The following is a 26,211-nucleotide window of genomic DNA, read 5'->3' on the forward strand; positions in this document are numbered from 1 at the left end:
TGAGGTTGCCGCTCGGTACCGGCTAGCGCAGCGACGCGGGTTACATTGGTGTCCATGCTCGTAGCCGGTTTGATCTTCGCCGCGCTTGCCGCGGTGTTGCACGTCTACATCTTCGTGCTGGAATCGCTGCGCTGGACCGCGCCACGCACCCGCGCCGCCTTCGGTACCACCGCGGAGGAGGCCGAGGTCACCAAACCGCTGGCCTTCAACCAGGGGTTCTACAACCTGTTCCTGGCCGTCGTGACCGCCGTGGGGATCGGAGCGGTTGTGTTGGGCCACTGTGCCGTTGGCGCCGCATTGATCTTCGCCGGGATCGGGTCCATGGCGGCGGCCGCGGTGGTCCTGGTGGCGTCGTCACCCGACAAGGCCCGGGCCGCCGCGATTCAGGGCACGCTGCCCGCCATCGCCATCGTCCTGCTGGCACTCGGCCGATAACGGAGGGAATCGGATGACCGCGGTACGACCGTTTCGAATCGACGTTCCCGACGACGTGCTCACCGACCTGCAGCGGCGGCTGGCCGCCACCCGCTGGCCGGAACGTGAATGCGTCGACGACTGGAGTCAGGGCATTCCGCTGACCTACACCCGTGAACTCGCGGACTACTGGGCCACCGGCTACGACTGGCGGGCGCGGGAGTCCGCCCTGAACCGATTCAGCCAGTTCGTCACCGAGATCGACGGGCTGCCGATCCATTTCGTGCATCAACGCTCACCGCACCCGAACGCGTTCCCGCTGATCATCACCCACGGCTGGCCGGGATCGATCGTCGAGTTCAGCAAGGTCATCGCCCAGCTGGCCGACCCGACCGCGCACGGTGGGCGCGCCGAGGACGCCTTCCACGTGGTATGTCCGTCGCTGCCCGGCTACGGCTTCTCGGGCAAACCCGAAGCCACCGGCTGGGGCATCGAACGGATCGCCGCGGCCTGGGAAACACTGATGACGCGGCTGGGCTATGAGCGCTACGGCGCGCAAGGCGGCGACTGGGGTGCGGCGGTCACCACGCAGATCGGACGCAATGTCGGCCACTGCGTGGGCATTCACACCAACATGCCGATCGCGATGCCCACCGCGGAGGCGATGACGAATCCGACCGACGCCGACCGCGCGGCGGTGGCTGCGATGAAGCACTACCGCAGTGAGGGTTCCGGATACGCCAAGCAGCAGTCCACCCGGCCGCAGACGTTGGGCTACGGACTGGTGGATTCGCCGGTCGCCCAGTTGGCCTGGATCGTGGAGAAGTTCTGGGCGTGGACCGACTGCGACGGCCATCCCGAGAACGCCTTGTCCCGCGACGAAATGCTCGACAACGTGATGCTGTATTGGGTAACCGCCAGCGGAGCGTCCTCGGCGCGACTGTACTGGGAGAGCACCGGGGCCTTCGGGCAGGGCGGCCGAGTGGAGCTGCCCACCGGGGTCGCGTCGTTCCCGAAAGAGATCACCCACCCGCCGCGGACCTGGTGCGAAGCCGGCTACAACGTCACCCGCTGGACCACGATGCCGCGCGGCGGGCATTTCGCCGCGTTCGAGCAACCTGAGTTGTTCGTCGACGACGTGCGGGCATTCTTCGCCACCGTGCGCTGACCGCCGAGCAGACGTAAATGTGCCCAATTCAGCACTGAATTGGGCACATTTACGTCTGCTCGCGCGAGAGCTACAGCAGCCCGAGCAGCTGCAGATCGGTGGCGTACTTGACGATCACCGCGGCGCTGACATGCGGGATGTCCGGATTGCCGGCGGCAGCGCCGACCCCGGCGTCCTGCACCGCGGCCCGGAACCGGTCGGTCGGTGCGATCGACCCGTGGATCGGCGGCTGCGGCTTCTGGTAGTTGTGCAGCAGCGGTAGCAGCGACGCCTGCCGTTGCTTGTCCGGCAGCGCACGCAGGCTCGTCTCGAACCGTTGCAGCCAGTCGCTGTACTCGGCGATGCGCTGGATCGGGTAGCCGGCCTCGATGAGCCAGTCGACGAACTCGTCCATCCCCAAGCCGTCGTCGTACGGGTTCATCACGTGGTAGGTGTGGAACCCGCCGCCGGCCGCCGCGCCCAGTGCGGTGATGGCGTCGGCGATGAACTCCACCGGCAGCCCGTCGTAGTGGGCGCGTTGCCGGTTGCCGTCGGCGTCGAGCTCGTAGAACGAACCGGGCGCGATACCGGTGGCGACCAGGCTGAGCATCATCCGGGTGAACATGTCCGGCAGGTTGAGCTGACCGGCGTAGCTGGTGTCGGCCAGGATCATGTCGCAGCGGAACACCGCCACCGGCAGACCGCACAGGTCGTTGGCCTCGCGCAGCAACACCTCGCCGGCCCACTTGCTGTTGCCGTAGCCGTTGGCGTAGCCGTCGTTGATCGCCCGGACCGGGCTCATCACCCGCACGTCGGTGTCCTCGACGAACTTGCCGGGCGTGATCTGGTCACCCACCCCGATCGTCGACACGTAGGTGTACGGCTTGATCTTGGAGGTCAACGCGATCCGGATCAGCTCGGCGGTGCCGAGTGCGTTCGGGGCGAACAGCTGGCTGTACGGCAGCACATGGTTGACCAACGCGGCCGGGTCGACGATCACGTCGACGTCCTCGGCCAGCCGCCGCCAGGTGGCCGCGTCCAGACCCAGGTTGGCCTCACCCTTGTCGCCGGCGAGCACCTGCAGGTGCTTGGCGGCCAGCTCGGTGTAGCGGGCCAGTAGCGCCGGGTCGCCGCTGTCGAAGGTCGCGTCGAGCCGGGCCCGCGCTTCGGCATCGGTCTTGGCCCGCACCAGGCAGATCAGCGTGCCGCCAACCTTTTCCAACTGCTCCAGCCACTGCAGGGCCAGGTAGCGGCCCAAAAAGCCGGTGGCACCGGTCAACAGCACGGTGCGCACGTCTGCCGTCGGGGCAGGCAGTGACGGTGCGGCGGCCAGCGTCTCCGCGTCCAGGAACTTGTCCAACGTCAGATCCGCGGCAGCCACCTCGACCGCGTCGCGGCCGTGCACCGAAGCGAACGTGGGCCGCTTGGAACCCAGCTGCTCGGCCTCGATGTAGGCGGCGATCCCGGCCAGATCGGTTGCCGGGCTGACGATCACACCCACCGGCACGTCGACACCGAAGATCTCGTGCAACAGGTTCGCGTAGGTCAACGCCGACAGCGAGTCGCCGCCCAGATCGGTGAAGTGCGCATCGGGCGCCAAGTCACCTGCGGCCGCACCCAGCAGCGCTGCCGCCGCCCGACTGACGGTGGCCAGCACCGGCGCGTCGGATCCGGCGCGGCGCAACTCGGCCAGCTCGTCGGCCTGCCCCTGCGCCAGGTCGGTGTACAGCTGCTCGAGCTGCTCGCCGTAGTGCGCTTTGAGCTTGGGCCAGGCCAGTTTCCGGATACCGGTGAGCAGACCATTCTCCAGGCTGAACGGCGTGGTCTCGATCAGGAAGTCGCGTGGCACCTCGTAGGACTGTAGGCCGGCCTCCTTGGCCACCTCCTGCAGTGATGCGACCAGCTGCGGCTTCAACGCCGCCACGTCGTACTCGGCCAGGGCATCCTCGGTCGGTACGATGACCGCCAGCAGGTAGGGGTGGGCGCTGTTCCCGTAGACGTAGATCTGGCGCACCAGCGGGCTGTTGCCGAACACCGCCTCCAGCTTGGCGACGGTCACGAACTCGCCCTGGGCCAGCTTCAGCACGTTGTTGCGCCGGTCGACGTAGACCAGTTTGTCGGGACCGACCTCGGCCACCACGTCACCGGTGCGGTAGTACCCGTCGGCGTCGAACACCGAGGCGGTGGTCTCCGGACGCTTGTAGTAGCCCGGGAACAGGTTCTCCGTCTTGAGCAGCAACTCGCCACGCGGATAGGGCTGGTCGGTGCCGTAGTAGCCCAGATCCGGCACGTCGACCAGCTTGTAGTCGAGCACCGGTGGGCGCTGGATCTCGCCGTCGAAGAGCACCATCCCGGCCTCGGTGGAGCCGTAGCCGTCCAGCACATGCTGTTGAACCAGCGACTCGACCCAGGCCCGAAGTTCGGGGGAGATCGGCGCCGAGCCCGTCATCACGAAGTGGAACCGGTTGCCCAGCAGGTTATCCCGCTGCTCGGCGAGCACCTGCGCCTCGACTTCGGCGGTCTGACCGCCGTCAGCCAGCCGGCGGCCGACTTCGCTCTGGAACTCCTGGTAGAGCATCTCCCAGATGCGGGGAACGAAGTTGAGCTCGGTGGGCCGCACCAGCGTCAGATCCTCGAGCAGTGTCGAAAGGTCGCTGCGGGCGGCGAAATACGCGGTGCCTCCGTTGCCCAACGTGCCGAACAGGATGCCGCGGCCCATCACGTGGCTCATCGGCATGAAGTTCAGGGTGATCGACGCCGCGCTGGGCCCGAACCAGGTCTTGGCCGAGCGCCGCCACATCTTCGCGACGTTGGTTGTCGGGTACATCGCACCCTTGGGTGCCCCGGTGCTGCCGGAGGTGTAGATGAGCAACGCCAGCGCGTCGTTTGCAGTGGTGGGGACGGGGGCCGCGGGCAGTGTGGCGCCGCGCTGCAGCACCGCCGCCAGCGTCTCGACGACGACCGCGGTGCCGGCCAGTTGGGCACGGGCGGCCTCGACGGCCTCGCGGTGGTTGTCGTCGGCGTCGTAGTAGTCGAAGACCACGAGTCGGGCAGGCGGGTTTCCCGCCAGGATGAGTTCGACGGCGTCGGTCAGATTGTCGATGCTGGCGGCCAGCACGACCGGTTCGGTTTCGTCGACGATCGGCTGCAGTCCGGAGACCGATGCGCTGGTCTGCAGCGGGACGGACACCGCGCCGAGCTTTGCCAGCGCCACGTCGATCGTCGTGTAGTCGACGCTGGTGAAGCCCAGCACCGCGACCCGGTCACCGGGTTGCACCGAGTCGCCGGACCAGGCCGCGGCGACGGCGCCGACCCGGTCGGACAGTTCCCGGTAGGTGATGGTGTCGAACTTGTGCAGCAGCCGCGCCGACGTGCGCCCGGTGGCCGGGTCGGTGACGAACTCGACGGCGCGCTGGCCGAGCGCCGGTCGGTCGGCGTAGCCGTCCAGCACGGTCTGGATGACCTGCGGCAGGCTCAGGCCCGGTACTTCGGTCGCTGCGGCGACCTCCGGGCGGGGCCGCGAGGCGGCGAACTGCGGGTCAGTGGCGGATAAATCGGCGATGCGGCGCTCGAGCCGCACATCGTTTTCAACGGACATAAGCGGACCTCTAAACAGGGCAAATGGGGAAGTTGGATCTGCGCTACGCTGCGCTCAACAAGAACTACGTTAGCAAAACTAACTTAATTCCCGGAAGGGGCGCGCGCTGTGATTTCCCGCACCCGCACCGACTGTGCGGATCAATACGGCTGCACTCGCAGTTTGCGTAGTAATCCGCACACTCGGCGGGAAGGCGGGCAGGCGGGCAGGCGGGCTCTAGCGCAGGGATTGCTCCAGCCACGTCGCCAACCAGGCCGAACCCTCCTCGGTGAGGTGAACGCCGTCGCTGCGCACCTTGATGCCGTCGACCTTGGGGGTGTAGACGCCGTCGGGGCAGAGCTTCTTGTTCAGGTCGAGCACGGTGATGTTGGGGTAGTGCCCGACGAGCCGGCGCAGCAGCGCGTTCCACTGGTCGACGCGGTGCGGGTCGTCCTCGGGGAACGGGGTGCCGTCCGGTTTTTCCCCGTACCGGCTATAGGGCACCGTCGTGACGGCCACGCGTGCGCCGGTTGAGCCGAGCACGTCCAGCGCGCGCCGCAGCTCGCTGATCAGATAGGCGTCGAAGGTCGGGTCGCCGATGTGGGTCCAGCGGCCTTCGTTCACGCGGTCCACGGTCTCCCAGCGGCCGATCATGAGCAGCGCGACGTCGGGCTGGTCGGTGGCGACCTGCTTGGCCCACCGCGCCGGCCACCCGTCGCACTCGGATTTCTGTTCCAGTGTCTCCCCGGAGTACTTGTACGGACCGGCGCGCACGATGCTGCAGCCGATGATGGTGTGGTCGACGAAGTCGTAACCGGGGGTCGGCGGCAGGTAGTGCATCAGCGTCCAGGCGATCGAGTCGCCGAACACCGACACTGTCCGCGGGCGGTGCGGGTCGCGCTTGCGGGCCGGGCGCTGCACGATCGGCGGCGACGGCGACACCGCCACGGCCGAGGACACACCGGGCGGCAGGCCGGGGGTTGCGGCGACACCGGTGCGTACCGGAACGACGAGCACGGTCACCGCGACCGCGGTGGCGACGATGGCCCCCCACAGCGGCAGCAGCGGGACCACCGCCGGTCGCCAACGCCGGATCGGTTCCTCGAGAATCCACCAGGACACCGCCGCCACCAGCACGGTGGCAGCGCAGCGGATCACGAACAGCCGCCACCCCGAAGTCCCGGTGCGTTCGCCGTTGAGCAGCAGAAAGATCGGCCAGTGCCACAGGTACACGCCGTAGGAGATGACGCCCAGTGCCACCAGCGGGCGCCAGGCGAGCGCGCGGGCCACCAGCCCGTCCTGATGCAGCGCGACCGGGGCGATCACCAAAACGGCGGCCGCCGCAACCACGGTCAGCAGGCCATGCCGAAATTCGGCAGCGCTGCCGCTGGCGTAGTGGGCCAGCGCCGCCAGCGCTACCAGCCCAACCGGCGGCAGCAGCCGTGCCGACCACTGCGCCCACCGCGACCGGATCACCGGCCACCCGGCCATCAATGCCGACCAGTCCCGCACCACCAGCGCCGCGGCGGCGGCTCCGATCAGCAAGGCCTGTGCGCGGGCGTCGGTGCCGAAGTAGACGCGGTCCCGGTTGGCGTCGGAGGCCAGCCTGATCGCGATGACCGCCGAGCCCACCACACCCAGCGTGGCCACCGCGAACACGCCGCGCCGGACTCCGCGCAGGGTGGCCGGGCTACCGCGGTGTCGCGCCCACAGCGCCCCTGCCACCGCCACCAGCATCAGCAGCAGCGGCCAGCCCAGGTAGTACTGCTCTTCGACGCCGAGCGACCAGGCGTGCTGCAGCGGCGAGGGTGTCCCGCCCTGGGTGAAGTAGTCGGCCTTGGAGAAAACGAAACGCCAGTTGGCCACCCAGCAGAACGCGGCGACGGCGTCGTCGCGCAGACCGGCAACCGCACCGGAGGGGAACAGCTGGCGTGCCAGGGCGACGGTCAGCACCATCAGCACCAGAGCCGGCAGCAGCCGCCGGCCGCGGCGGATCCAGAAACCGGCCAGGTCGATGCGTCCGGTGCGGCCGAGTTCGTCCAGCAGCAGCGACGTGATCAGAAATCCGCTGAGGACGAAGAACAAATCGACGCCGATGAACCCGCCGGCAACGCCGGGGATGCCGCCGTGATCGGCCAGCACCAGGGCGACGGCAATTCCACGTAGTCCGTCGAGTGCGTGAATGCCGGGACGCCGACGTCCGCGGCGGGCGACATCGTCACCTCGGGAAAGGTTGGGGCGTCGGGTGCGCGCGGTTACCCAGCGCCGCCCAGGGTCCGGGTGCACTGACCCGGGGTAGGCGCGAGCCGCTCCCGTATTCCCTTGTGAGGTGCCCCGGGCCGTAGCGCCGGGTGCACTGCCGCTGCCGATGCGTCGCTTCCTTCCTGCCCAGCCTGCTCCGGACAGCGCAAAGCTTAGGTGCGGTCAGCGTGTATTTCGGGGAGGCACGCGGCAAAACAGCTGGCACGCGGTCTATCTCAGCGCGAGGATCCCGAGCAGCTCCGTCGTACGCCACCAGATCAACCCCGCGAACACCGCCAGCACCGCCACCGTCGCGCCCGCTTGGATCAGATCCCGCCGTCCCGATGGGGCGTAGACGTAGACCGCGGCGATCAGTGCGCCGACGACGAGACCACCCAGGTGCGCCTGCCAGCTGATGTTCGGAATCACGAAGGTGAGCAGCAGGTTGGCCGCGATGAGCCCGACGACCCACCGCACGTCCAGGTTCAGCCGTTTGGCCACCACGAAGGTGGCGCCGAATAGACCGAACACCGCGCCCGACGCGCCCGCCGTGGCAGCCGCGATCGGTGCGAACAGGTAGGCCAGCACCGAACCGCCCAGCGCGCTGAGCAGGTAGAGGCCGGCGAATCGCAGTCGGCCGAGCTGCGTCTCCAACGGTGGGCCGACGACGTACAACGCCCACATGTTGACCAGCAGATGCACCAATCCGTAATGCAGGAACGCCGAGGTCAGCAGCCGGTACAGCTGCCCGTCGGCAACGGCCGGTGCCCATAGCATCAGGGCGCGCTGGATCTCTGGCGATGCCGTGACCAGCACGAAGGCGACGACGTTGAGCGCGATCAGCGTGTAGGTGATGATCGGTGGTCCGGACACCGGCCGGCCGCCGAATCGCAGGGTCGGCTGACGCACGGTCCGGTTGCCCTCGCGCACGCACTCCTCGCACTGATGCCCGACCGCGGCACTGTGCATGCAGTCCGGACAAATGGGCCGGTCGCAGCGGGTGCAGCGGACATAGGTGGGACGGGTGGGGTGGCGGTAGCAGCAGAGGGCGTCCGGTGTGTTTGACGAGGTCATCCCGCTGCCTTTGCTGATCCGCTGGCCGATTCGCACTACTCGGCGCACAGTCTAGGGGCCCGCCTCACCCGCGCCGACCAGCGATTGCGGCCTCGCCGGTGTTCGGGCTTGCGGCTACTCTGGGTTTCCATGGGATCCAAACGTGCAGCTACTGCCGCCGCGGCGCTGATGCTGGCGGGCTGGTGGGCCGTCGGCGGTGTCGCCGTCGCTGATCCCACTCCGGTGCCGCCTCCCCCGGCGCCCGCACCGCCGGCGCCGCCGCCCGCACCGTCCATTTTCGACTGGCTTTCCGGTCTGGGCCTGGGTCCGGCACCCGAGCCCGACCCCGCGGCGGGTGGCGAAGCCGAGCCGGGCGCACCGACCGGCCCGATCGTGGGTCCGGCTCCGGGTGACGTGCCTGCTCCGGCCGGTGCTCCCGCACCCCCTGGCGCTCCGGCCCCTGCTCCTGCCGGCGCTCCGGGTGCGGTTCCGGCGCCCGCGGGTGCTCCGGCTCCCGCTGGCGCTCCGGCTCCCGCTGGTGCTCCGGCTCCGGCTGGACCTCCGGCTCCCGCGGGGACGCCGGCGCCCGCACCGTCGGTCGGACCGGCCGGGACGATCGAGACCGACGGGACCTACCGGGTGGGTACCGACATCATGCCGGGAACCTACAGTTCGGCGGGCCCGGTCGGCGGCGGAGTGTGTTACTGGAAGCGCGTCAGCGGAGACAAGATCGTCGACAACGCGATGACCAAGAAGCCGCAGGTGGTGCAGATCGAGGCCACCGACACCGTTTTCAAGACCAGCGACTGTCAGCCGTGGCAGCCAACCAGCTGTCCGCCCAATTGCGAGACCGGGCAACCGGCCGGCGTCCCGGCTCTGCCGCCGGGCTTCCCGATGATTCCGGGCCTCTTCGGACCGGGGGGCTTGATTCAGCCGCCCGCCGACAATCCCTGATCTCGCCTTCCGTCACAATCGGATCACGCTGATAACAAGGCGATTACGACCCGCGTGGCCGCAATGGCCGCCATCCTCCGACTGCTAGCTTGCGGTGACACGACCGACAAGACATTGGAGAACGACCGGTGTGGGAAACAGTCGTTGAGAAGTTGACGCGGGGATGGGTGTCCCGCCTGTCGGTCGGTGCTCTTGCTGCGTTGTTGATTCCCGGTCTGATGTGCGCGGCGGGCGCCGCGCCGCAGGCAGCGGCGTTTTCGCGCAGCGGCCTACCCGTCGAGTACCTCGAAGTGCCGTCGGCGGCAATGGGCCGTTCCATCAAGGTCGAGTTCCAGGGCGGCGGGCCGCAGGCGCTGTATCTGTTGGACGGCCTACGCGCGCAGGACGACAACAGCGGTTGGGACATCAACACGGCGGCGTTCGAGTGGTTCTACCAGTCGGGGATCTCGGTCATCATGCCGGTGGGCGGGCAGTCCAGCTTCTACGCCGACTGGTACAAGCCGGCCTGCGGTAGCGCCGGATGCCAAACCTACAAGTGGGAGACGTTTCTGACCCAGGAGCTCCCGGCCTGGCTCGCATCGAATCGGACCATCTCCGCGGTCGGCAATGCCGTGGTGGGTCTTTCCATGGCCGGCGGCGCGGCGTTGAACCTGGCCATCTGGCATCCCGCGCAGTTCATCTTCGCCAGTTCGTTGTCCGGATTCCTCAATCCGTCACAGGGCCTGTGGCCCACCATGATCGGTTTCGCGATGAAAGACGCCGGCGGCTTCAACGCGACGGATATGTGGGGGACCGCGAACGACCCGGCGTGGCGCCGCAACGATCCGATGGTCAACATCTCTCGCCTGGTGGCCAACAACACCGCGATCTGGGTGTACTGCGGCAACGGCTCGGTGTCGGATCTCGACGTTCCCGGCGACTTCGGTACGCAGTACAGCGCCCAGGTGCTGGAGAACATTACGATCAAGACCAACAAGGAGTTCCAGCAGAAGTACCTCGCCTCCGGTGGCCACAACGGGGTCTTCAACTTCCCGCCTAACGGCACGCACAGCTGGGGTTACTGGGGCGCGCAACTGCAGGCGATGAAGCCCGACATTCTGCGGGTGCTCAGCCAGGCTGCCGCGCCTCCGCCTCCGCCTCCGCCTGCGCCTGCTCCGCCGGCGGCGGCCCCAGCCGCTCCCGCGGCACCGGCGCCGGCTGCTCCTGCTCCGATTGCCGCGCCTGCGCCCGTCGCAGCGCCGGTTCCGGGTGCTGCCGCGCCGGGTGCTGCCGCGCCGGGTGCTGCCGCGCCAGGTGCTGCCGGTGTCCCCGGCGCGGCCGCCGCCCCTGGTGTTGCCCCGGCGCCCGCTGCCGTTCCGGGCGCCACACCCGGCCTGGTTCTCGCCCCGGTCCCGGGCGCCGCTGCGTACCCGGGGCGGTAGCCAGGTTTCACCGCGCAGCCGCGACACTTCGGATCGAAACCGACGGCGTCGATCGGCCCAGGGCACTCAGTAATTCGCGCAGGTGACTTTCAGTTGTCGAGCAGTTAGCAACCTTAAGGTCGCAGCTATGAGCTCGGTGATCCGGCGCGCCTTCTGCGGTATCGCGACGATGACGGCGGCGCTGTCCGCCGCACCCGCAATGGTCGTGACCGCCACACCGGCCTATGCAGACTGCGGGGACTTTGGGCAACCCCCCTGCACCGGACCCGTCCCGACCCCTGATGCGGTGGCCACACAGATGGCCGCGCTGACCGACCCGAGCGTTCCCGCCGCGAACAAGACCGACATCGTCAGCCCCGGCTTCACCCCCGAGGAAGCCCAGGCAATCGACGATCATCTGAACCGGATGAACGGGGACGGATTGCTGCCTCTCAACTTCGTGGTGACCGACATTCAGCCCGCACCCGACAATCTGGCCGGAGCCACCGTTACCTCCGTGGGAACGTTTCATCAACGCAGCGCCCCCGAACCAATGGTGCTGATCGATCAGGGCGGGCGCTGGCTGATCACCCACGACACCGCAATCCACGCGCTGGACGCGTTCTGGTACAACGCGGACCGCTACGTGTGCAGGTTTCCAAAGTTCCCGGTGTATTGCCTTGGACGGCTGGGCGACTAATGACGGCCAACTAGTCACATTGCGTCGACCGATATTTCGATGAACGCCGTCGATGGCTGCGCATCAGCGGTTTCGTTGGCCCGGCCGGGTAAGCGCGGGAGCGGCGGCAGTCGATGTCAGTCGGCGTCGGTCGTCTCGGAAACGACGGCCTTGTAGGCCAGGGCCGCGACGACGGCTCCCACGACCTGCGCCGCCAGGTACACCCAGAGGAACTTCCAGCAGAAGAAGCCGCCGAGCATCAGGCCCAGCGTCACCGCGGGATTGAAGGATGCACCGGAAATGGCGCCCACCGCGAACACACCCACCGTCACGATGAAACCGATTGCCAGGCCGTAGAAGCTGTTGCCGTCAATGTCTTTGCTGGTGGCGGTCTGCAGCACCACGTAGCACAGCGCAAAGGTGAACACCGCCTCGGCGAGGAACGCCGGCCACACGTTTCCGGTCAGATCGAGGCCGCTCTGTCCGTACGCGTTGTGCCACAACCCGAATCCCGCCCCGTACGCGGCGGCGGCACCCAGGAGTTGAGCCACGATGTAGGGCAACAGATCTCGTACCGGCAGCGCGCCGCGCAGCCAAGCGGCGATCGACACCGCCGGGTTGACGTGCCCGCCGGAGATGTGGCCGCTGGCGTACACCGCCACCATCAGGGCCGAGCCGATGCCGAGCGCCGTCGGCACCGTTTTGGCGCCGGATCCGACGATGCCCAGAATGGCGAACACGAACAGAAACGTGCCGATGAATTCGGTCAGGTACTTGCGGACGTCCATGGCCACACCCTTCCCTCAGTGGCCGCACCGTGGGCTGGACTGCTGACGGATCCGGCCATACCGCTCGGATCCCTAAGACGGTAATTTGGCAACACGTCATCGCGGCAAAGCGCTGGGCACAGGCACGTAACGATCACGAGGAGGAGCGACAGCGGTGCGGATCACCCGGATCATCGAGATGCCGGTGCGGTTGCGCGGCGAAATCGCCAACGCCTTAGTCGATTTCTCTCAACACACGGTCTCATTGGTCGCCGTGGTCACCGACCGGATGCGGGACGGCAAACCGGTCACCGGTATCGCGTTCAACTCCATCGGACGGTTCGCGCAAACCGGCATCCTGCGCGACCGGATGATCCCTCGGCTGCTGAACGCAGAGCCGGAGTCGTTGCTGGACGACGCGGGTGCTATCGACCCGGCCCGGGTGCTGCAGCGTGCGATCGCCGACGAAAAGCCCGGCGGGCACGGCGATCGGGCGGCCGCGGCGGCCGCGCTGGAACTCGCATGCTGGGACCTGAACGCCAAACTCGCCGACGAGCCGGCCTACCGCACCATCGCCCGCCACTTCGGCTGTGAGGGCAGCACGACGGCGGTGCCGGTGTACGCCGCGGGCGGGTACTACTACCCCGGCGACGGGCTGGATCGGCTGCGCGTCGAGATGCGCAGCTACCTGGACCGGGGATATGACGCGATCAAGATGAAGATCGGTGGCGCGTCGATACGCGAGGACCTGGACCGTATCGAGGCGGTGATCGACGTGATCGGCGGCGGGGCACGGGTGGCGGTCGACGCGAACGGCCGCTTCGACACGGTGGCGGCCGGTCAGTGGGCGCAGCGGCTGGCCCAATACGACCTGCGCTGGTACGAAGAGCCCGGCGATCCACTCGATTTCGAGCTGAACCGGCAGGTGATCGGCGGCTACCACGGCACGGTCGCTACCGGCGAGAACCTGTTCTCGGTGCGCGACGTGATTAACCTGATCCGCTACGGCGGCATGCGCCCCGGCCGGGACATCTTTCAGATGGACGCCGGACTCAGCTACGGGCTGACCGAATACGCCCGCATGCTCGACGTCCTCGAGTCGGACGGATTCGATCGTCGCCAGGCGTTCCCGCACGGCGGACACCTGATCAACCTGCACATCGCGGTCGGGCTGGGCCTGGGCGGCTGCGAGTCCTACCCGGGGGTATTTGCGCCGTTCGGGGGCTACTCCGAGGGGTGCGCGCTAGTCGACGGCACCATCGCACCCACCGACGCACCGGGTTTCGGGCTGGAGGAAAAACCCGAGCTGGCCGCGGTGATCGCCGAACTAGCTGGGGAGAACCGATGAAGATCGCGGTAGTCGGGTGCGGCGCCATGGGCTCGATCTACGCGGCCAAACTGGCGGCGGCGGGAAACGATGTGCTCGCCGTCGACCGAAGCCGTGAGCACGTCGAGCAGATCGCCGCACACGGGCTGCGGATCAGCCGGCCCGATCAGGACCAAGTCGTGGCCATGCGTGCGGCCACCGCCGCACCCACAGAGCCGATGGACCTGGTGGTGCTGGCGGTCAAGGCCGCCGATGCCGCTGCGGGGGCCGCGGCGGCGCTGCCGCTGCTGGGCCGGGCCACACCGGTGTTGACCATCCAGAACGGGTTGGGATCGGCCGACGCGGTCGCCGAGATCGTCGGTGAACAACGCGTCGCCGTCGGCATCGCCAGCGGATTCGGGGCTTCGCGCCCCGCGCCGGGTCGTGTGCACCACAACGCGATGCGTGCGGTGCGCTTCGGCCCCTACGCATCGTTGCCATTTGCGGAGGTCGAGACCATCGCGCGGGTCTGGGCCGAGGCGGGATTCGATGCGGCCGCGGTCGCCGACATCGCGGCGATGCAGTGGGAGAAGCTGATCTGCAACGTCGCCTACAGTGCGCCCTGTGCGTTGACCGGTATGACGGTGGGGCAGGTGCTCGACGACCCCGACATGGGACCGGTCAGCCGCGCCGCGGCAACCGAGGCCTGGGCGGTGGCCCGCGCATCCGGTGTCGCTATCGCTGTGCAGGACCCGGTTGCCCACGTCCGCGCGTTCGGCGCCCAGATGCCGAACGCGAAACCGTCGGCGCTGCTGGATCACGATGCGCATCGAGTGAGCGAAATCGACGTCATCAACGGGGCGGTGGAGCGTCAGGGTGCACGTGTAGGTACCCCCACACCGGTAAACGCCACGCTGACCGCGCTGATCAAAGCCGTTGAACGACAGTGGGAACCGGCCGACGGCTGAACACCACGCCGAGCCGCGTTCAGCGCTGCGGCTAAACGGTTGCGCGACTAGCCTCGGATGACATGACCGATGACAAGGTGCAGGTGGATCTGAGCGGAGCCCCGCAGACCATGCTCGCGACGCTGTACGCCAAAGCGCTGGACGCCGATTTCGCCGAACCGATCCTGGGTGACGACTACGCCAAGCAGGTGGTCGACCGCATCGACTACGACTGGAGTAAGACCACCATCACCGCGGGCCGGTCGCCGTCGGTGACGACACGCTCGGCGCACTTCGACGGCTGGGCCCGCCGGTTCCTGTCGGCCCACCCCGAGGCGGTGGTGCTACACGTGGGTTGCGGGCTGGACAGCCGGTTCTTCCGGCTGGAGCCGGGCCCTGGAATCGACTGGTACGACATCGACTATCCCGCCGTCACCGACCTGCGTCGACAACTGTTCCCCGAGCGGGAGCACTATCACGTGGTGGCGGCGTCGGTCACCGACCCGGCGTGGTTCGCCGACATCCCCGCGGACCGCCCCGCACTGATGATCGGTGAAGGCCTGACGATGTACCTCACCGAGCAGGACGGCGTCGCGTTGCTGCGCCGGGTGGTTGAGCACTGTCCCAGCGGTGAGTTGCAGTTCGACGCGTTCAACTCGCTGGGCATCAAAACGCAGTGGTCCAACGCGGTGGTGCGACGCTCCGGGGCCAAGCTGCACTGGGCGATCAACGGGCCCGACGACATCCTGACGGCCGTGCCGGGCACCCGGCTACTGGACTGGGTCCGATGGTTCGAATCGGACACCTTCGAGCGCATCCCGCGCGCCTACCGGGCGCTGGGCAAAGTGATGTCGCTGGTGCCGGCGATGGCGAATATGGCGCAATACCACCGCTACGCCTTCTGAGCCGCGCTGTCCGCCGCGATGCCGCAGGCGGCGGCGAACTGGTCGGCGGACAGGCCGTCGGCGGAATCCATGTCGCACCGCCCGAACGGCGGACAACCCTCGGGCAGCCCCCCGCCGTAACCCTGACCGTCGGTGTACTGGTGGGCGACCTTGCCCGGGTAGGGCGGATTGCTGCCGTACCCGGCGACGATCAGGCGCAGCCCGTCGGGTTTGGTGCGCCACATGGTGTTGAGATCCCACACATTCCCGTAGCCGATGATCCGGGCCGGGTTGCCGCACCAATCGGCGAGGTTCCAATACAGGGAATTGATCCACCCCGATCCGTCGCCGCCCGGATTACCACCGGATTCGACGTCGAGCATCAAGGCGACGCGCGGATGCAGGCCGCCGTTCGCGTCGATCATCGAGCGCACCGTGTTGGCGTTTGCCTGCCAGTTCGGGCGTACATAGGTGTACACGATGCCGAACGTCAACCGGCCGCTGTCCAGCGCCGCGCGCATCCATCCGTAGTTCCGGACAAAGTTGTGGTCCTGATAGGTGCCGTCGCAAACTCGGATCGAAAGTACCAGGTAAGGATATGAATCATCCACCGGCACTTGAAATTCGGAGACATCGGCGAACAGTGTGTTAACGATGGGTGCCAACATACCGGCCCCGCGGCGACGGGACAACCTGCCAATGCCCCAGGCCCGGTATCCTCGGCGGCGCGGCGCGCTCTAGCCTGACAGGGTGACCATCGCGGTGCGACCTGCGACGAAAGCCGATATCCGTCCGCTCTCGGCCGTGCTGGGCCGAGCGTTCTACGACGACCCCGTCTCGACGTGGTTGCAGCCGGACGACAAAGCCCGTGCCGCCGGCCAGCCCAGGATGTTCGCGGCCCTGACCCGCCACCACCACCTTGGCGGCGGCGGCGTGCAGGTGGCGTGCGACGGCGCGACCATCGGCGCGGCGGCGCTGTGGGACCCGCCCGGCGGCTGGCAGCAATCCGGTCGCAACCAATGGGCGATGAAGCCGGCGATCATCCGCGCCCTGGGGACCCGGGCGCTGGCCGGACGCACGCTGACCGAATTGATGAAACGCGAGCACCCCGAGGAACCGCACTGGTACCTCGCGGTAATCGGCAGCGACACCGCGGTCCGCGGCCAGGGATTCGGGCAGGCACTGATGCATTCGGGTCTGCAGCGCTGCGACGCCGAACACGCTCCGGCCTATCTCGAGTCGAGCAAAGCGGCCAATGTTCCCTACTACGAACGTTTCGGATTCGCGGTCACCGGTGAGCTCGTGGTGCCCGACGGTGGCCCGACGCTGTGGAAGATGTGGCGGAATCCGCGATGAGTCCGGTCGATCCGGCCGACTACGGGCCGTGGGCGGTGATCGCCGGTGGGTCGGAGGGAGTCGGCGCCGAATTCGCCGCCCTGCTGGCCGCCGCCGGATTCAACCTGGTGCTGCTGGCCCGCAAGCCCGGCCCGCTGGCCGCCACCGCGGGCGCATGCCGCAGCCACGGCGTGCAGGTGCGCACGCTGGCGGTCGATTTGGTCGAGCCGGATGCGGTGGAGCGGATCGCCGAGGTCACCGAGGGTCTCGAGGTCGGACTGTTGATCTACAACGCCGGCGCCAACACGTGTAGCGAGGAGTTTCTGGACGGCGAGCTGGGCGACTTCCAGCGGGTGCTGGCGCTCAACGTGGGGGTGCAACTCGCGCTGGTGCAGCACTTCGGTCGCCCGATGCGGCAGCGCCACCGGGGCGGCATCCTGCTGGTCGGGTCCATGGCGGGTTACCTGGGATCGGTGCGGCACAGCGTGTACGGCGGGGTGAAGGCGTTCGGCCGGATCTTCGCCGAAAGTCTGTGGCTGGAGCTGCGTGAGTCAGGCGTGCACGTCCTCGAACTGGTTCTCGGTGTCACCAGGACACCGGCGATGGAACGGGTCGGACTCAACTTCGACGTGCCGGGGTTACGGGTCGCCGAGCCCCGCGACGTGGCCCGCGAAGGTCTCGAACAATTGCCGCACGGTCCGGTCTATGTGGCCGGCGGTAATGCCGAAGACGTGGCGCTGCGCAACGATCCCGACCGGGCGAAGGTCGTGTTGGGCACCCACCGGTTCATGCAGCGGCTGATCGGCGATTGACCGTGCGGCTCGGGTTGTCCACTCCCGTGGTCATGCAGGTGCCCGGCGCGGCATCGGCGTGGGAACGCGACGCGGACATCGACGACATCGCCCGCGTCGCCCAGCATGCCGATCAACTCGGCTACGAGTACCTGACCTGCGCCGAGCACGTTGCGATCCCGATCGACGAAACCGGTCAGCGCGGCGGGACCTACTGGGATCCGTTGAGCACCTTGAGTTTCCTGGCTGCGCGCACCTCACGTATCCGGCTGGCCACCTCGGTGCTGGTGCTGGGCTATCACCATCCGCTGGAGATCGCCAAACGATATGGCACGCTGGATCGCCTCAGCGGGGGACGGGTGGTGCTCGGGGTCGGCGTCGGATCGCTGCGCGACGAATTCGAGCTGCTCGGAGCGGATTTCGAGGACCGCGGGGGTCGCGCCGATGACGCGCTGCGCGCGTTACGGGCCTCGCTGTCCACGCCGCGGCCGCAGTACCGGGGCGCCTACTACGACTACGGACCGCTGCTGGTGGAGCCGTGCGCGACCCAGCCGCGGGTGCCGATCTGGGTGGGTGGGCGTACCCGCCGGTCGCTGCGGCGTGCGGTGGCGCTGGGCGACGGGTGGATGCCGTTCGGGCTGCGCGACGACGAGATGTCCGGAATGCTGTCCGAGGTCGCGCCGCCACCGGGTTTCGAGGTGGTGTTGTCCACCGGACGCGCGGTCGACCCCGGTGATGAGGCCGGCACCCTCGATCGACTGCGCCGATTGCGCACCGCCGGTGCGACGGTTGCCACCGTGGTGGTCGCCGCGGATTCCGCCGCGCACTACTGCGATCAGCTGAGTCGGCTGCGTGAGCTGGCCGACCGCGTGGAAGGAACGGCGCCATGACACAGGATCGACTCGACGCGCTTGAGCGTCGGCTGCAACTGCTCGAAGACCAGCAGGCGATCGCGCAGTTGATCGCCCGCTACGGACCGTTGGTGGACTCCGGTGAGGCCGAGGCGACCGCGCAGCTGTGGACGCGCGACGGCCGTTACCACGTCGAAGGCCGGCGCATGCACGGCCGCGACGAGGTACGGGCGATGGTGGAATCCGATGCGCACCAAGGATTGATCGGGCGCGGCAGCGCACATTTCCTGGGCCCGGCGGCCGTCACCGTGGACGGCGACGACGCGGTCGCGGTGTGCGAATCGGTGCTGTTCGTGCGGCGCGACGACGGGTACGCCGCTGCGCGGGCGGCCGCCAACCATTTCCGGTTGGCCCGCATCGACGGTCGCTGGCAGATCGCGGCGCGAACGACGCACCTGCTCGACGGCGGGAGCACCGCGCGTGACCTGCTGTCCAGCGGGGCCCAGGGCCGGTTTACAGATTGACTGGATCCCTCGGCTCGCGCGCCGGCCGGGTGGTATCACGCAGCGTCGCCCGAAACTGCATCGCCCGATACGGCCACCCGGCGTCGGTGTTCCACTGGGACACCACAATTCCCACCCCGCCCGCGACGTCCGGGCGGGAACCGGGCAACAGGTAGCCGCCGTAGAGCTGGGCGACGCGGCTGTGGGCATGGTCTTCGGCGTCCCACGCGCACCCGGTGATCGGCAGCTGCAGCGGCGCGTCGTGCAGCCCGGTGGTGGGGGAGGACAGCGTGCGGTAACCCAACGCGTATTCCGAGGAGAGGAAGCCGCCCAGGATCCATAGACCCGGTTGCACACGACGTAGTGACAGTTCTCCCCACGTCTCACCGGCGGGGGTGATCGGTGTCGGTTCGTGGCCCCAACCCCATCGGCCCTTGGCTCGACCCCAGCCGGTGTACCGACGCCGGTTGCCGATGTCGTCGGGGCGCACCCGACGCAAGATGATGCCTTTGTCACGCTGGAATCCCGTCGATACCACGTATACCCAGCCGTCGTCGGGGTCGTAGTCCCACGACCAGCACTGCACGTAGCCGTTGTGCAAAGTGCCGGGGAACTTCGCCGTGGCCCCCAGATGCTGCCAGGAGACACCGCTGTCTAGCGACGTCCAGATCTCGGTCCAGACCACGTTGCCGAACCCGCGGTTGACGATCGCATGCAGGTAGAGGGCGTCATCGACGCGCAGCAGATCGGACGGGATCACGGTGCTGATACCGCTCTTGCGCCAGCCGGTCGAGGCGTGGTCATGGTGGTAGGGCCACAGCTGATGCGCATAGTCCGGATCGCGGCCGGCGGCGCGTTCGTAGCGGATCAGGTTGTCGGCGTCGCCGGTTCCGATCAAGGCGACCGGGGAACGCCAGTCACCGTCGCCGACCCGGCCACCGGAGAAGGTGTCACCGAACACCGAGACCAGCTTTCCGTTGGGGGCCAGGACCGTGGCGCCCAGGTCGGTGGCCGTCACTCCCCAGCGGTCGGTGATGCCGGCTCCGGTGATATCGCCGAGCTTGTGGCGTTTCCTCATCGGCTAGGGGCTGCTGCGCCAGCCGCCGATACCGATCGTGATCATCCGGAGCTGTTTGACGGCAACGCGTTTGATGTCGGCCAGTGCGGCGGGGCTCTGCACGTCCTCGATCGCCTCGGCGGTGGCGATCATCGAGTTGACGAACAGTGTCGCCAGGACGTTGAGATCCTCGGTGCTCCAGGCATTCAGGCCCGGAAAGCGGGCGAGGTCGGTCGCCAGCTCCGACGTGATCAACCGGATCTCGGTACGGATGGCGTAGCGCAGCACCGACACGCCGCCGGAACGTTCCCGCCCGATGAACTGCCAGTGCTCGCGTTGCTGGTCGACGCTGGCGACCAGGATCTCCACCGAGGACTCGATCACCCGGGTGGGGTCAAACTTGCCGGCGCGGGCTTCGCGCAGCATGTCGCGCAGTGCGCGGAACGACTCGTCGATCAGCGCCAGGCCGAGGGCCTCCATCGATTCGAAGTGGCGGTAGAACCCGGCCGGCACGATGCCGACCTCGCGGGTGACCTCGCGCAGGCTGAGCGCGCTGAAGCTGCGATCGGAGACCAACTTGAGGGCGGCGGCGATGATGGCGCGCCGGGTGGCTTCCTTGCGTTCCTCCCGGGACTGGCTGTCCCGGGTGCGCCCGCGGCTGGGTCGGTGCGTCGAACGCTGCGGACGTGAACTAGGCGTACGACTGTTCACTGTGTGAACCCTACCACAGCGCGAAAGAAATCCTTGACGACCTGCGGTTCCTGATTGCACAGTGTACACATGTTCACTCAAATCTTGTCTCGTCCCGTGAGCCGGCGGATGCTCGGCTCCGGCCTGGTCGACCTCCTTACCGGGCCGCACGGTGTCGACCGCTACACCGAGCTTCTGGACCCGACGCTTGCGGGGGAGGCGCGTGCCCGGATCGTGGCCGTGCGCCGGTCCGTACGCAGCGTCACCCTCACGCTGGAGCCCAACGCGGCCTTCGTCGCCGGCAACACGTTGCAGGCCGGTCAGCACGTCAACGTCCATGTGGAGATCGACGGTCGTCGGCACACCCGGTGCTATTCACCGGCCAACGCCGAGGGCAGCGGGCTTCTGGAACTGACTGTGGGCTGCCACGACGGCGGACTGGTGTCGAACTTCCTGTACCAGCGGGCCCGGGTCGGAATGGTCGTCGGCGTCGACGGCGCGGTCGGAGACTTCGTGCTGCCCGCCGCCCGGCCGCGGCGCATCCTGTTCGTCGCCGGTGGCAGCGGCATCACGCCGATCATGGCGATGCTGCGCACCCTGCAGGCCGAGGGACACCGGGGCGAGGTGGCCGTCATCCACTACACCCGTAACCAGGCCGAGGCCTGCTACCGGGCCGAGCTCGCCGCGATGCCCGGCGTGCGGGTGCTTCACGGATACACCCGTTCACTGGACGGCACCGACCTGAGTGGGCACTTCGACTCCGGTCACGTCGACGCCGCGCTGCCCGACCCGGATGCGGTCTACGTCTGCGGGCCGACAGCGCTGGCCGAGGCGGTGCGGAAGCACTGCGGCCAGGTGTATTCCGAAAGCTTCACCCCGCCGGAGTTTGTTCGGCCCACCGAAGTGTCCGGGGGCCGGGTCAGCTTCTCCGATAGCAGCGTCGACGTCACCGACGACGGCCGGTCGCTGCTGGAGCAGGCCGAAGACGCCGGCCTGAACCCCGAATCCGGCTGCCGGATGGGGATCTGCCACACCTGCACCCGCCGCAAGACCTGCGGCACGGTGATGAACCTGGCCACCGGCGCGGTGTCGACCGGCGACGACGAGGACATCCAGATCTGCGTGTCCGTCCCAGTCGGCGACGTCGAAATCGCCCTCTAGACAACCCCGAATCATCAAGGAGAAGCTCATGTCTGCACAGAAGGTCACCCTGACCCCCGCACAGATCGAAGACTTCGGCCGCGAGCTCGACGCCATCAAGCAGCGCGTCATGTCCGACCTGGGCGAGCGTGACGCCGACTACATCCGCAAGGTCATCAAGCTGCAGCGCGGCCTGGAGGTCGGTGGACGCGCCCTGCTGTGGGCCGGGGTGCTGCCGCCGGCCTGGCTGGCGGGCACCGCCATGCTCGGCGCGGCGAAGATCCTGGACAACATGGAGATCGGCCACAACGTGATGCACGGCCAGTACGACTGGATGCGTGACCCGTCGATCAACGGGCGCACGTTCGAGTGGGACAGCGCCTGCCCATCAGATCAGTGGCGACACTCGCACAACTACATGCACCACACCTACACCAACATCCTCGGCATGGACCGCGATGTCGGCTACGGCATCCTGCGGATGAGCGAGGACCAGCCGTGGGAGCCTTACTTCCTGGGTAACCCGGTCTACGCCTTCCTGCTGATGGTGCTGTTCCAGTACGGCGTGGCGGTGCACGAGTTGGAGACCGAGCGCATCCGGGCCGGCGAGATCGGTTTCCGCGACAAGAAAGAGATGCTGCTGGAGACGTGGCAGAAGGTTCGCCGGCAGACGCTGAAGGACTATGTCGCCTTCCCGCTGCTGTCCGGGCCGTTCGCGCCGTTCACCTTCGCCGGGAACCTGACCGCCAACCTGATCCGCAACGTGTGGTCGTACACCATCATCTTCTGCGGACACTTCCCGGACGGCACCCAGGAATTCAGCATCGAGGAGACCAAGGACGAGACCCGTGGCGGCTGGTACTTCCGGCAGATCCTCGGGTCGGCGAACCTGACCGGCGGCAAGCTGTTCCACCTGATGTCGGGCAACCTGTCGCACCAGATCGAACACCACCTGTTCCCCGACATGCCCGCGCACCGCTACCCGGAGATCGCGCCGGAGGTGCGGGAGATCTGCGAGCGCTACGGCGTGCCCTACAACAGCGGACCGCTCTACAAGCAGTTCGCCACCGTGGTCCGCAAGATCTGCAGGCTGGCGCTGCCGGGCCGCAAGCAGCCGGTCAGTGAGCCCAGCCCGGAGCTGGTCGCCGCGTGATCTCTCCGACCCCGGTCGGAAACCTGCCGAGCGGCAATTTCACGACGCGACACGCGGGAGACGCGTCGTGAAATTGCCGCTCGCGGGCGCTGGGTGATCGCCTCGCGGCACAATGGGCGGGTGGAATGGACCGGCGCACGCTACGCGGACAGCCCCCATGTCGAACGGTCGACCTGGATCGAGGCCGAACCGGATCGGGTGTGGCAGCTGGTCTCCGACATCTCGCTGATGCCGGAGCTGAGCACCGAACTGCAGGCTGTCGAATGGACAGATGGCGCCGACCAACCCAAGGTCGGCGCCGTCTTCGTCGGCCACAACCGTCATGACGCGCTGGGCGAGTGGTCCACCCGGTCGCACATCATCGCCTGCTCGCAGCCGCAGGAATTCGCGTGGGCGGTCGGTGATCCCGACGATCCCGCGGCCACCTGGCGCTTCCGCCTCGCGCCCGGCGAGGGCGGCACCACGCTGAGCTACCGGGCGCAGCTGGGCCCCGGCCGATCCGGCCTGTCGCAGGCCATCGAGGCGATGCCCGACCGCGAACAGAAGATCGTCTTCGTGCGGCTGCGAGAGTTCGAGGCGGCGCTGAACGCGACGCTGGCGGGGATCAAGAAGCTGGCCGAGGCGCACTGATGCGGACCGCGACCACCGTCGAGGCCTCCAGCGACGTCCGCGAGGTGGTCGACTTCGTGGTCGAGGCCGAGCGGCTCGGCTTGGACATGTGCTGGGTCGCCGAGGCGTGGGGCGCGGATGCGCCGTCGGCGCTGGGCTACCTGGCGAGTCGCACCGAGACCATGCTGCTGGGCTCGGGCGTCATGCAGGTCGGTGTCCGGTCACCGGTCGCGGTGGCGCAGACCGCGATCACGCTGTCGAATCTGTCGGAGGGCAGGTTCCTACTCGGGCTGGGGGCGTCCGGCCCGCAGGTGATCGAGGGGCTGCACGGCGTCGCCTTCGACCGGCCGCGGACCCGGGTCAAGGAGACCATCGACATCGTCCGGCTGGCGATCTCCGGGGAGAAGATCTCCTACTCCGGCACCGCATACCAGCTGCCCCGCCCCGGTGGGGAAGGCGTCCCTATGCGGTTGTCCACCCGGCCCGAATACCGGATCCCCATCTACCTGGCGGCATTGTCGGAGTCGATGCTGCGGTTGACCGGCGAGGTCGCCGACGGCTGGCTGGGCACCAGCTTCGTCCCGGAAGGTGCGGTGCACGCCTACTTCGCGCACCTGGATGACGGGCTGGCCCGCTCCGGTCGCAGCCGGGCCGATCTCGACATCTGTCAGGGCGCCGAGGTCGCGTTCGCGCCGGACCCGGAGTCGCTGACGGCGATGGTCGCCGGCCGCAAGAAGGAGCTGGCGTTCAGCCTGGGCGGCATGGGTTCGGTCAACACCAACTACTACAACCGGGCCTACAGCCGTCAGGGCTGGGTCGACGTCGCCGCCGAGATACGGGAGCGCTGGCAACGTGGTGACCGCGACGGGGCCACCGCGTTGGTGAGCGACGAGATGGTGTTGGCCACCACCCTGATCGGCACCGAGGAGATGGTCCGCACGCGGTTGGCGGTGTGGCGCGACGCCGGGGTGGACACCGTACGGCTGTATCCGGCCGGCGACACGCTCGCGGCGCGGCTGGACACGCTGGGCCGGGCCATCGAGTTGGTCCGCGAGGTCAGCGGGTAGCCGCAACCTCGGCGAGCAGCTACCGGAGGGGCTTCGCCCCGTGGTGGAGGATGAAAATTAGGCCGTGATGTTCGGCTTGGTGAGGTGGTTGCGTCGCGGGTCGGTGGGGTCGACGCTTGAGGGGTGTTTCGGTTGACCCCGTTGCGTCTGTGTTGCTGGTGAGCACGCCGAGCAGCTTGGTGGCTGGAGGGCACCCCTGTGGTTGTGCGGGGGCGGTGGGTTGTTGCCTGTGAGCACGCGAGAGAGACTCCTGTTTTGTTTCCGCTCTCCCCGGAACACGCTGGATAACAACAGTTCCGAGTGAAGGGGTGACTGATCATGGAGGTGATTCATTCCCGGTGCGCGGGTCTTGATGTTTCCAAGAAGGACGTCAAGGCGTGTGTGCGGGTTCAGGGCGGGGGTCGGCGCGGCACCAAGACGACGGTGACCACGTGGGGGTCGACCACGGGTGAGATCCTGGCGTTGCGGGAGCATCTGATCGCTGAGCAGGTGAGCTGTGTGGTGATCGAGTCGACGTCGGATTATTGGAAGCCGTTCTATTACTTACTCGACGATGGGCTGAACGTGATGCTGGTCAACGCCCATGCGGTGCGTAATGTGCCTGGGCGTAAGACCGATGTTTCTGATGCGATGTGGCTGGCCGATCTGGGGGCTCACGGGCTGGTGCGCGCGTCGTTCGTGCCGCCGGAGCCGATTCGGGTGTTGCGGGATCTGACCCGGGCGCGCACGGTGATTACCCGCGAACGCACCAAGGAGATCCAGCGGCTGGAGAAGCTGCTCGAAGACTCTGGGATCAAACTTTCGGCGGTGGCCTCCGACATTGTCGGCGTCTCGGGGCGGGCGATGCTTGAAGCGCTCATCGCTGGTCAGCGCGATCCCGCGACGCTGGCTGATCTGGCCAAACAACGGCTCCGGGACAAGATCCCGCAGCTCACTGAGGCGATGCGGGGCCGGTTCAACGACCATCACGCATTTATGGTGCGGTTGTACCTGGATCGCATCGATGCCCACAACGCCGATATCGTCCGCCTCGATGAGCGCATCGAGGCGGCGATTGCGCCCTTTCGCGCCGTCCGGGAGCTGCTGATGAGCATCCCGGGCTGGTCACAGATCGTGGCCGATGTGTTCATCGCCGAGACCGGCGCCGATATGAGCGTGTTCGGCAGCGCCGCACATCTGGCGTCGTGGGCCGGGGTGGTGCCAGGCTCCAATGAGTCGGCGGGCCGGATCAAATCGGCGGCGATTCGCCCCGGCAACCGTCATCTCAAGGGTTCCCTCGGTATCGCTGCCCTGTCGGCGGCCCGCACCAAGGGCACCTACTACAGCGCCCGCTTCGGGCGCATCGCCGGCAGTCACCGTGCCCTGCACAAACGCAGGAACGGCAAAGTCCGACGCAGCTCACCGGCAAGCCAGATCGCCCTGGTCGCTTTGGAACACAAGATGCTCACTGACACCTACCACATGTTGGTCAACGGTGCTTTCTACCAAGATCCCGGCCCCGACTACTACACCCGACACAACCCGGGGAAAACCAAAACCAAGGCCATCAAACAACTCGAGGGACTCGGCTACAAAGTCACCCTCGAACCACTCACCGACGCCGCATAACACCGGGATGCAACCGCTCACCAGCTTGGGGTCACCGC

24 protein-coding genes are annotated in these 26,211 nt (G+C 67.8%); 17 read left to right on the forward strand and 7 right to left on the reverse strand.

Annotation, left to right across the window (positions count from 1 at the left end):
- The first annotated feature begins 54 nt into the window (after window positions 1-54).
- Entirely contained in the window at window positions 55-435 is a 381-nt protein-coding gene (locus tag AC5Y36_RS24040) for a DUF1304 domain-containing protein (RefSeq protein ID WP_500043482.1), read from the forward strand.
- A gap of 13 nt (window positions 436-448) precedes the next feature.
- Window positions 449-1,582, forward strand: coding sequence for an epoxide hydrolase family protein (locus tag AC5Y36_RS24045; protein WP_500043483.1), 1,134 nt, complete (start codon window positions 449-451; stop codon window positions 1,580-1,582).
- A 70-nt stretch (window positions 1,583-1,652) separates the two neighbouring features.
- On the opposite strand, the gene car is transcribed toward AC5Y36_RS24045, so the two are convergent.
- The 3 genes from car to AC5Y36_RS24060 form a co-directional block, all read right to left on the reverse strand.
- A complete protein-coding gene (gene car / locus AC5Y36_RS24050; RefSeq protein ID WP_500043484.1) occupies window positions 1,653-5,159 on the reverse strand; it encodes a carboxylic acid reductase in 3,507 nt (1,168 codons plus the stop codon).
- A gap of 216 nt (window positions 5,160-5,375) precedes the next feature.
- A complete protein-coding gene (locus tag AC5Y36_RS24055) occupies window positions 5,376-7,322 on the reverse strand; it encodes an SGNH/GDSL hydrolase family protein (protein WP_500043504.1) in 1,947 nt (648 codons plus the stop codon).
- Window positions 7,323-7,610: 288 nt separating this feature from the next.
- Window positions 7,611-8,453 carry a rhomboid family intramembrane serine protease gene (locus AC5Y36_RS24060; protein WP_500043485.1) on the reverse strand — a complete coding sequence of 281 codons (843 nt, stop codon included), beginning with the start codon at window positions 8,451-8,453 and terminating at the stop codon, window positions 7,611-7,613.
- 129 nt (window positions 8,454-8,582) lie between these two features.
- On the opposite strand from AC5Y36_RS24060, the gene AC5Y36_RS24065 reads away from it, so the two are divergent.
- The 3 genes from AC5Y36_RS24065 to AC5Y36_RS24075 all read left to right on the forward strand — a co-directional run bounded on the left by AC5Y36_RS24065 (window position 8,583) and on the right by AC5Y36_RS24075 (window position 11,486).
- On the forward strand, window positions 8,583-9,386 hold the full coding sequence (locus AC5Y36_RS24065; RefSeq protein ID WP_500043486.1) for an Rv1352/Rv1906c domain-containing protein: 804 nt from the start codon (window positions 8,583-8,585) through the stop codon (window positions 9,384-9,386).
- 218 nt (window positions 9,387-9,604) lie between these two features.
- Window positions 9,605-10,807 (forward strand): esterase family protein, encoded by a 1,203-nt coding sequence (locus tag AC5Y36_RS24070; protein WP_500043505.1) that lies wholly within the window; start codon window positions 9,605-9,607, stop codon window positions 10,805-10,807.
- A gap of 127 nt (window positions 10,808-10,934) precedes the next feature.
- On the forward strand, window positions 10,935-11,486 hold the full coding sequence (locus AC5Y36_RS24075) for an MTB12 C-terminal domain-containing protein (RefSeq protein ID WP_500043487.1): 552 nt from the start codon (window positions 10,935-10,937) through the stop codon (window positions 11,484-11,486).
- Window positions 11,487-11,602: 116 nt separating this feature from the next.
- Here AC5Y36_RS24075 and AC5Y36_RS24080 read toward each other — a convergent pair whose 3' ends face one another.
- Window positions 11,603-12,253 (reverse strand): aquaporin, encoded by a 651-nt coding sequence (locus tag AC5Y36_RS24080; RefSeq protein ID WP_500043488.1) that lies wholly within the window; start codon window positions 12,251-12,253, stop codon window positions 11,603-11,605.
- A 154-nt stretch (window positions 12,254-12,407) separates the two neighbouring features.
- Between AC5Y36_RS24080 and AC5Y36_RS24085 the strand changes: the two genes are divergently transcribed.
- From AC5Y36_RS24085 to AC5Y36_RS24095, 3 genes are all read left to right on the forward strand, one after another.
- The gene (locus tag AC5Y36_RS24085; protein ID WP_500043489.1) at window positions 12,408-13,580 is read left to right on the forward strand and encodes an enolase C-terminal domain-like protein; all 1,173 of its coding nucleotides are present in this window, start codon (window positions 12,408-12,410) and stop codon (window positions 13,578-13,580) included.
- Window positions 13,577-14,506, forward strand: coding sequence for a ketopantoate reductase family protein (locus AC5Y36_RS24090; RefSeq protein WP_500043490.1), 930 nt, complete (start codon window positions 13,577-13,579; stop codon window positions 14,504-14,506). Before AC5Y36_RS24085 ends, AC5Y36_RS24090 begins: the two co-directional genes overlap by 4 nt.
- 62 nt (window positions 14,507-14,568) lie before the next feature.
- The gene (locus AC5Y36_RS24095) at window positions 14,569-15,390 is read left to right on the forward strand and encodes a class I SAM-dependent methyltransferase (protein ID WP_500043491.1); all 822 of its coding nucleotides are present in this window, start codon (window positions 14,569-14,571) and stop codon (window positions 15,388-15,390) included.
- Here AC5Y36_RS24095 and AC5Y36_RS24100 read toward each other — a convergent pair.
- On the reverse strand, window positions 15,378-15,890 hold the full coding sequence (locus AC5Y36_RS24100; RefSeq protein WP_500043492.1) for a hypothetical protein: 513 nt from the start codon (window positions 15,888-15,890) through the stop codon (window positions 15,378-15,380). The two genes, AC5Y36_RS24095 and AC5Y36_RS24100, sit on opposite strands and share 13 nt — an antisense overlap.
- A gap of 229 nt (window positions 15,891-16,119) precedes the next feature.
- Between AC5Y36_RS24100 and AC5Y36_RS24105 the strand changes: the two genes are divergently transcribed.
- Genes AC5Y36_RS24105 through AC5Y36_RS24120 form a run of 4 tightly spaced genes read left to right on the forward strand, consistent with a single transcriptional unit; the run spans window position 16,120 to window position 18,870 of the window.
- Complete coding sequence (locus AC5Y36_RS24105; RefSeq protein WP_500043493.1) at window positions 16,120-16,725, forward strand: GNAT family N-acetyltransferase; 606 nt, start codon at window positions 16,120-16,122, stop codon at window positions 16,723-16,725.
- On the forward strand, window positions 16,722-17,516 hold the full coding sequence (locus AC5Y36_RS24110; RefSeq protein ID WP_500043494.1) for an SDR family NAD(P)-dependent oxidoreductase: 795 nt from the start codon (window positions 16,722-16,724) through the stop codon (window positions 17,514-17,516). The genes AC5Y36_RS24105 and AC5Y36_RS24110 overlap by 4 nt, the downstream gene beginning before the upstream one ends.
- 2 nt (window positions 17,517-17,518) lie before the next feature.
- On the forward strand, window positions 17,519-18,385 hold the full coding sequence (locus AC5Y36_RS24115) for a TIGR03619 family F420-dependent LLM class oxidoreductase (protein ID WP_500043495.1): 867 nt from the start codon (window positions 17,519-17,521) through the stop codon (window positions 18,383-18,385).
- Entirely contained in the window at window positions 18,382-18,870 is a 489-nt protein-coding gene (locus AC5Y36_RS24120) for a nuclear transport factor 2 family protein (RefSeq protein WP_500043496.1), read from the forward strand. Before AC5Y36_RS24115 ends, AC5Y36_RS24120 begins: the two co-directional genes overlap by 4 nt.
- On the opposite strand, the gene AC5Y36_RS24125 is transcribed toward AC5Y36_RS24120, so the two are convergent.
- Together AC5Y36_RS24125 and AC5Y36_RS24130 are read right to left on the reverse strand one after the other, a co-directional pair.
- Entirely contained in the window at window positions 18,860-19,927 is a 1,068-nt protein-coding gene (locus AC5Y36_RS24125; RefSeq protein ID WP_500043497.1) for a glycoside hydrolase family 183 protein, read from the reverse strand. The genes AC5Y36_RS24120 and AC5Y36_RS24125 overlap by 11 nt on opposite strands.
- Window positions 19,928-19,930: 3 nt before the next feature.
- Window positions 19,931-20,617 (reverse strand): TetR family transcriptional regulator, encoded by a 687-nt coding sequence (locus AC5Y36_RS24130; protein ID WP_500043498.1) that lies wholly within the window; start codon window positions 20,615-20,617, stop codon window positions 19,931-19,933.
- Window positions 20,618-20,686: 69 nt separating this feature from the next.
- On the opposite strand from AC5Y36_RS24130, the gene AC5Y36_RS24135 reads away from it, so the two are divergent.
- The 5 genes from AC5Y36_RS24135 (at window position 20,687) to AC5Y36_RS24155 (ending at window position 26,173) form a co-directional block, all read left to right on the forward strand.
- Complete coding sequence (locus AC5Y36_RS24135; protein WP_500043499.1) at window positions 20,687-21,757, forward strand: flavin reductase family protein; 1,071 nt, start codon at window positions 20,687-20,689, stop codon at window positions 21,755-21,757.
- 28 nt (window positions 21,758-21,785) lie between these two features.
- Window positions 21,786-22,889 (forward strand): fatty acid desaturase family protein, encoded by a 1,104-nt coding sequence (locus AC5Y36_RS24140; protein WP_500043500.1) that lies wholly within the window; start codon window positions 21,786-21,788, stop codon window positions 22,887-22,889.
- A 120-nt stretch (window positions 22,890-23,009) separates the two neighbouring features.
- Window positions 23,010-23,519: an SRPBCC family protein gene (locus tag AC5Y36_RS24145; protein ID WP_500043501.1), complete on the forward strand. Its 510-nt coding sequence runs from the start codon at window positions 23,010-23,012 to the stop codon at window positions 23,517-23,519.
- Window positions 23,519-24,565, forward strand: coding sequence for an LLM class flavin-dependent oxidoreductase (locus AC5Y36_RS24150; RefSeq protein ID WP_500043502.1), 1,047 nt, complete (start codon window positions 23,519-23,521; stop codon window positions 24,563-24,565). The genes AC5Y36_RS24145 and AC5Y36_RS24150 overlap by 1 nt, the downstream gene beginning before the upstream one ends.
- 318 nt (window positions 24,566-24,883) lie before the next feature.
- Window positions 24,884-26,173 (forward strand): IS110 family RNA-guided transposase, encoded by a 1,290-nt coding sequence (locus AC5Y36_RS24155; protein ID WP_500043503.1) that lies wholly within the window; start codon window positions 24,884-24,886, stop codon window positions 26,171-26,173.
- Window positions 26,174-26,211: the final 38 nt, after the last annotated feature.

It is taken from the genome of Mycobacterium sp. NGS50, assembly GCF_059812545.1.

Coding starts and splice junctions, on each gene's coding strand:
- AC5Y36_RS24040 (WP_500043482.1), top strand. CDS start 55: ATGCTCGTAGCCGGTTTGATCTTCGCCGCGCTTGCCGCGGTGTTGCAC.
- AC5Y36_RS24065 (WP_500043486.1), top strand. CDS start 8,583: ATGGGATCCAAACGTGCAGCTACTGCCGCCGCGGCGCTGATGCTGGCG.
- AC5Y36_RS24090 (WP_500043490.1), top strand. CDS start 13,577: ATGAAGATCGCGGTAGTCGGGTGCGGCGCCATGGGCTCGATCTACGCG.
- AC5Y36_RS24060 (WP_500043485.1), bottom strand. CDS start 8,453: ATGACCTCGTCAAACACACCGGACGCCCTCTGCTGCTACCGCCACCCC.
- car (WP_500043484.1), bottom strand. CDS start 5,159: ATGTCCGTTGAAAACGATGTGCGGCTCGAGCGCCGCATCGCCGATTTA.
- AC5Y36_RS24045 (WP_500043483.1), top strand. CDS start 449: ATGACCGCGGTACGACCGTTTCGAATCGACGTTCCCGACGACGTGCTC.
- AC5Y36_RS24100 (WP_500043492.1), bottom strand. CDS start 15,890: ATGCGCGCGGCGCTGGACAGCGGCCGGTTGACGTTCGGCATCGTGTAC.
- AC5Y36_RS24140 (WP_500043500.1), top strand. CDS start 21,786: ATGTCTGCACAGAAGGTCACCCTGACCCCCGCACAGATCGAAGACTTC.
- AC5Y36_RS24125 (WP_500043497.1), bottom strand. CDS start 19,927: ATGAGGAAACGCCACAAGCTCGGCGATATCACCGGAGCCGGCATCACC.
- AC5Y36_RS24135 (WP_500043499.1), top strand. CDS start 20,687: ATGTTCACTCAAATCTTGTCTCGTCCCGTGAGCCGGCGGATGCTCGGC.
- AC5Y36_RS24110 (WP_500043494.1), top strand. CDS start 16,722: ATGAGTCCGGTCGATCCGGCCGACTACGGGCCGTGGGCGGTGATCGCC.
- AC5Y36_RS24150 (WP_500043502.1), top strand. CDS start 23,519: ATGCGGACCGCGACCACCGTCGAGGCCTCCAGCGACGTCCGCGAGGTG.
- AC5Y36_RS24080 (WP_500043488.1), bottom strand. CDS start 12,253: ATGGACGTCCGCAAGTACCTGACCGAATTCATCGGCACGTTTCTGTTC.
- AC5Y36_RS24095 (WP_500043491.1), top strand. CDS start 14,569: ATGACCGATGACAAGGTGCAGGTGGATCTGAGCGGAGCCCCGCAGACC.
- AC5Y36_RS24120 (WP_500043496.1), top strand. CDS start 18,382: ATGACACAGGATCGACTCGACGCGCTTGAGCGTCGGCTGCAACTGCTC.
- AC5Y36_RS24155 (WP_500043503.1), top strand. CDS start 24,884: ATGGAGGTGATTCATTCCCGGTGCGCGGGTCTTGATGTTTCCAAGAAG.
- AC5Y36_RS24070 (WP_500043505.1), top strand. CDS start 9,605: ATGTGCGCGGCGGGCGCCGCGCCGCAGGCAGCGGCGTTTTCGCGCAGC.
- AC5Y36_RS24075 (WP_500043487.1), top strand. CDS start 10,935: ATGAGCTCGGTGATCCGGCGCGCCTTCTGCGGTATCGCGACGATGACG.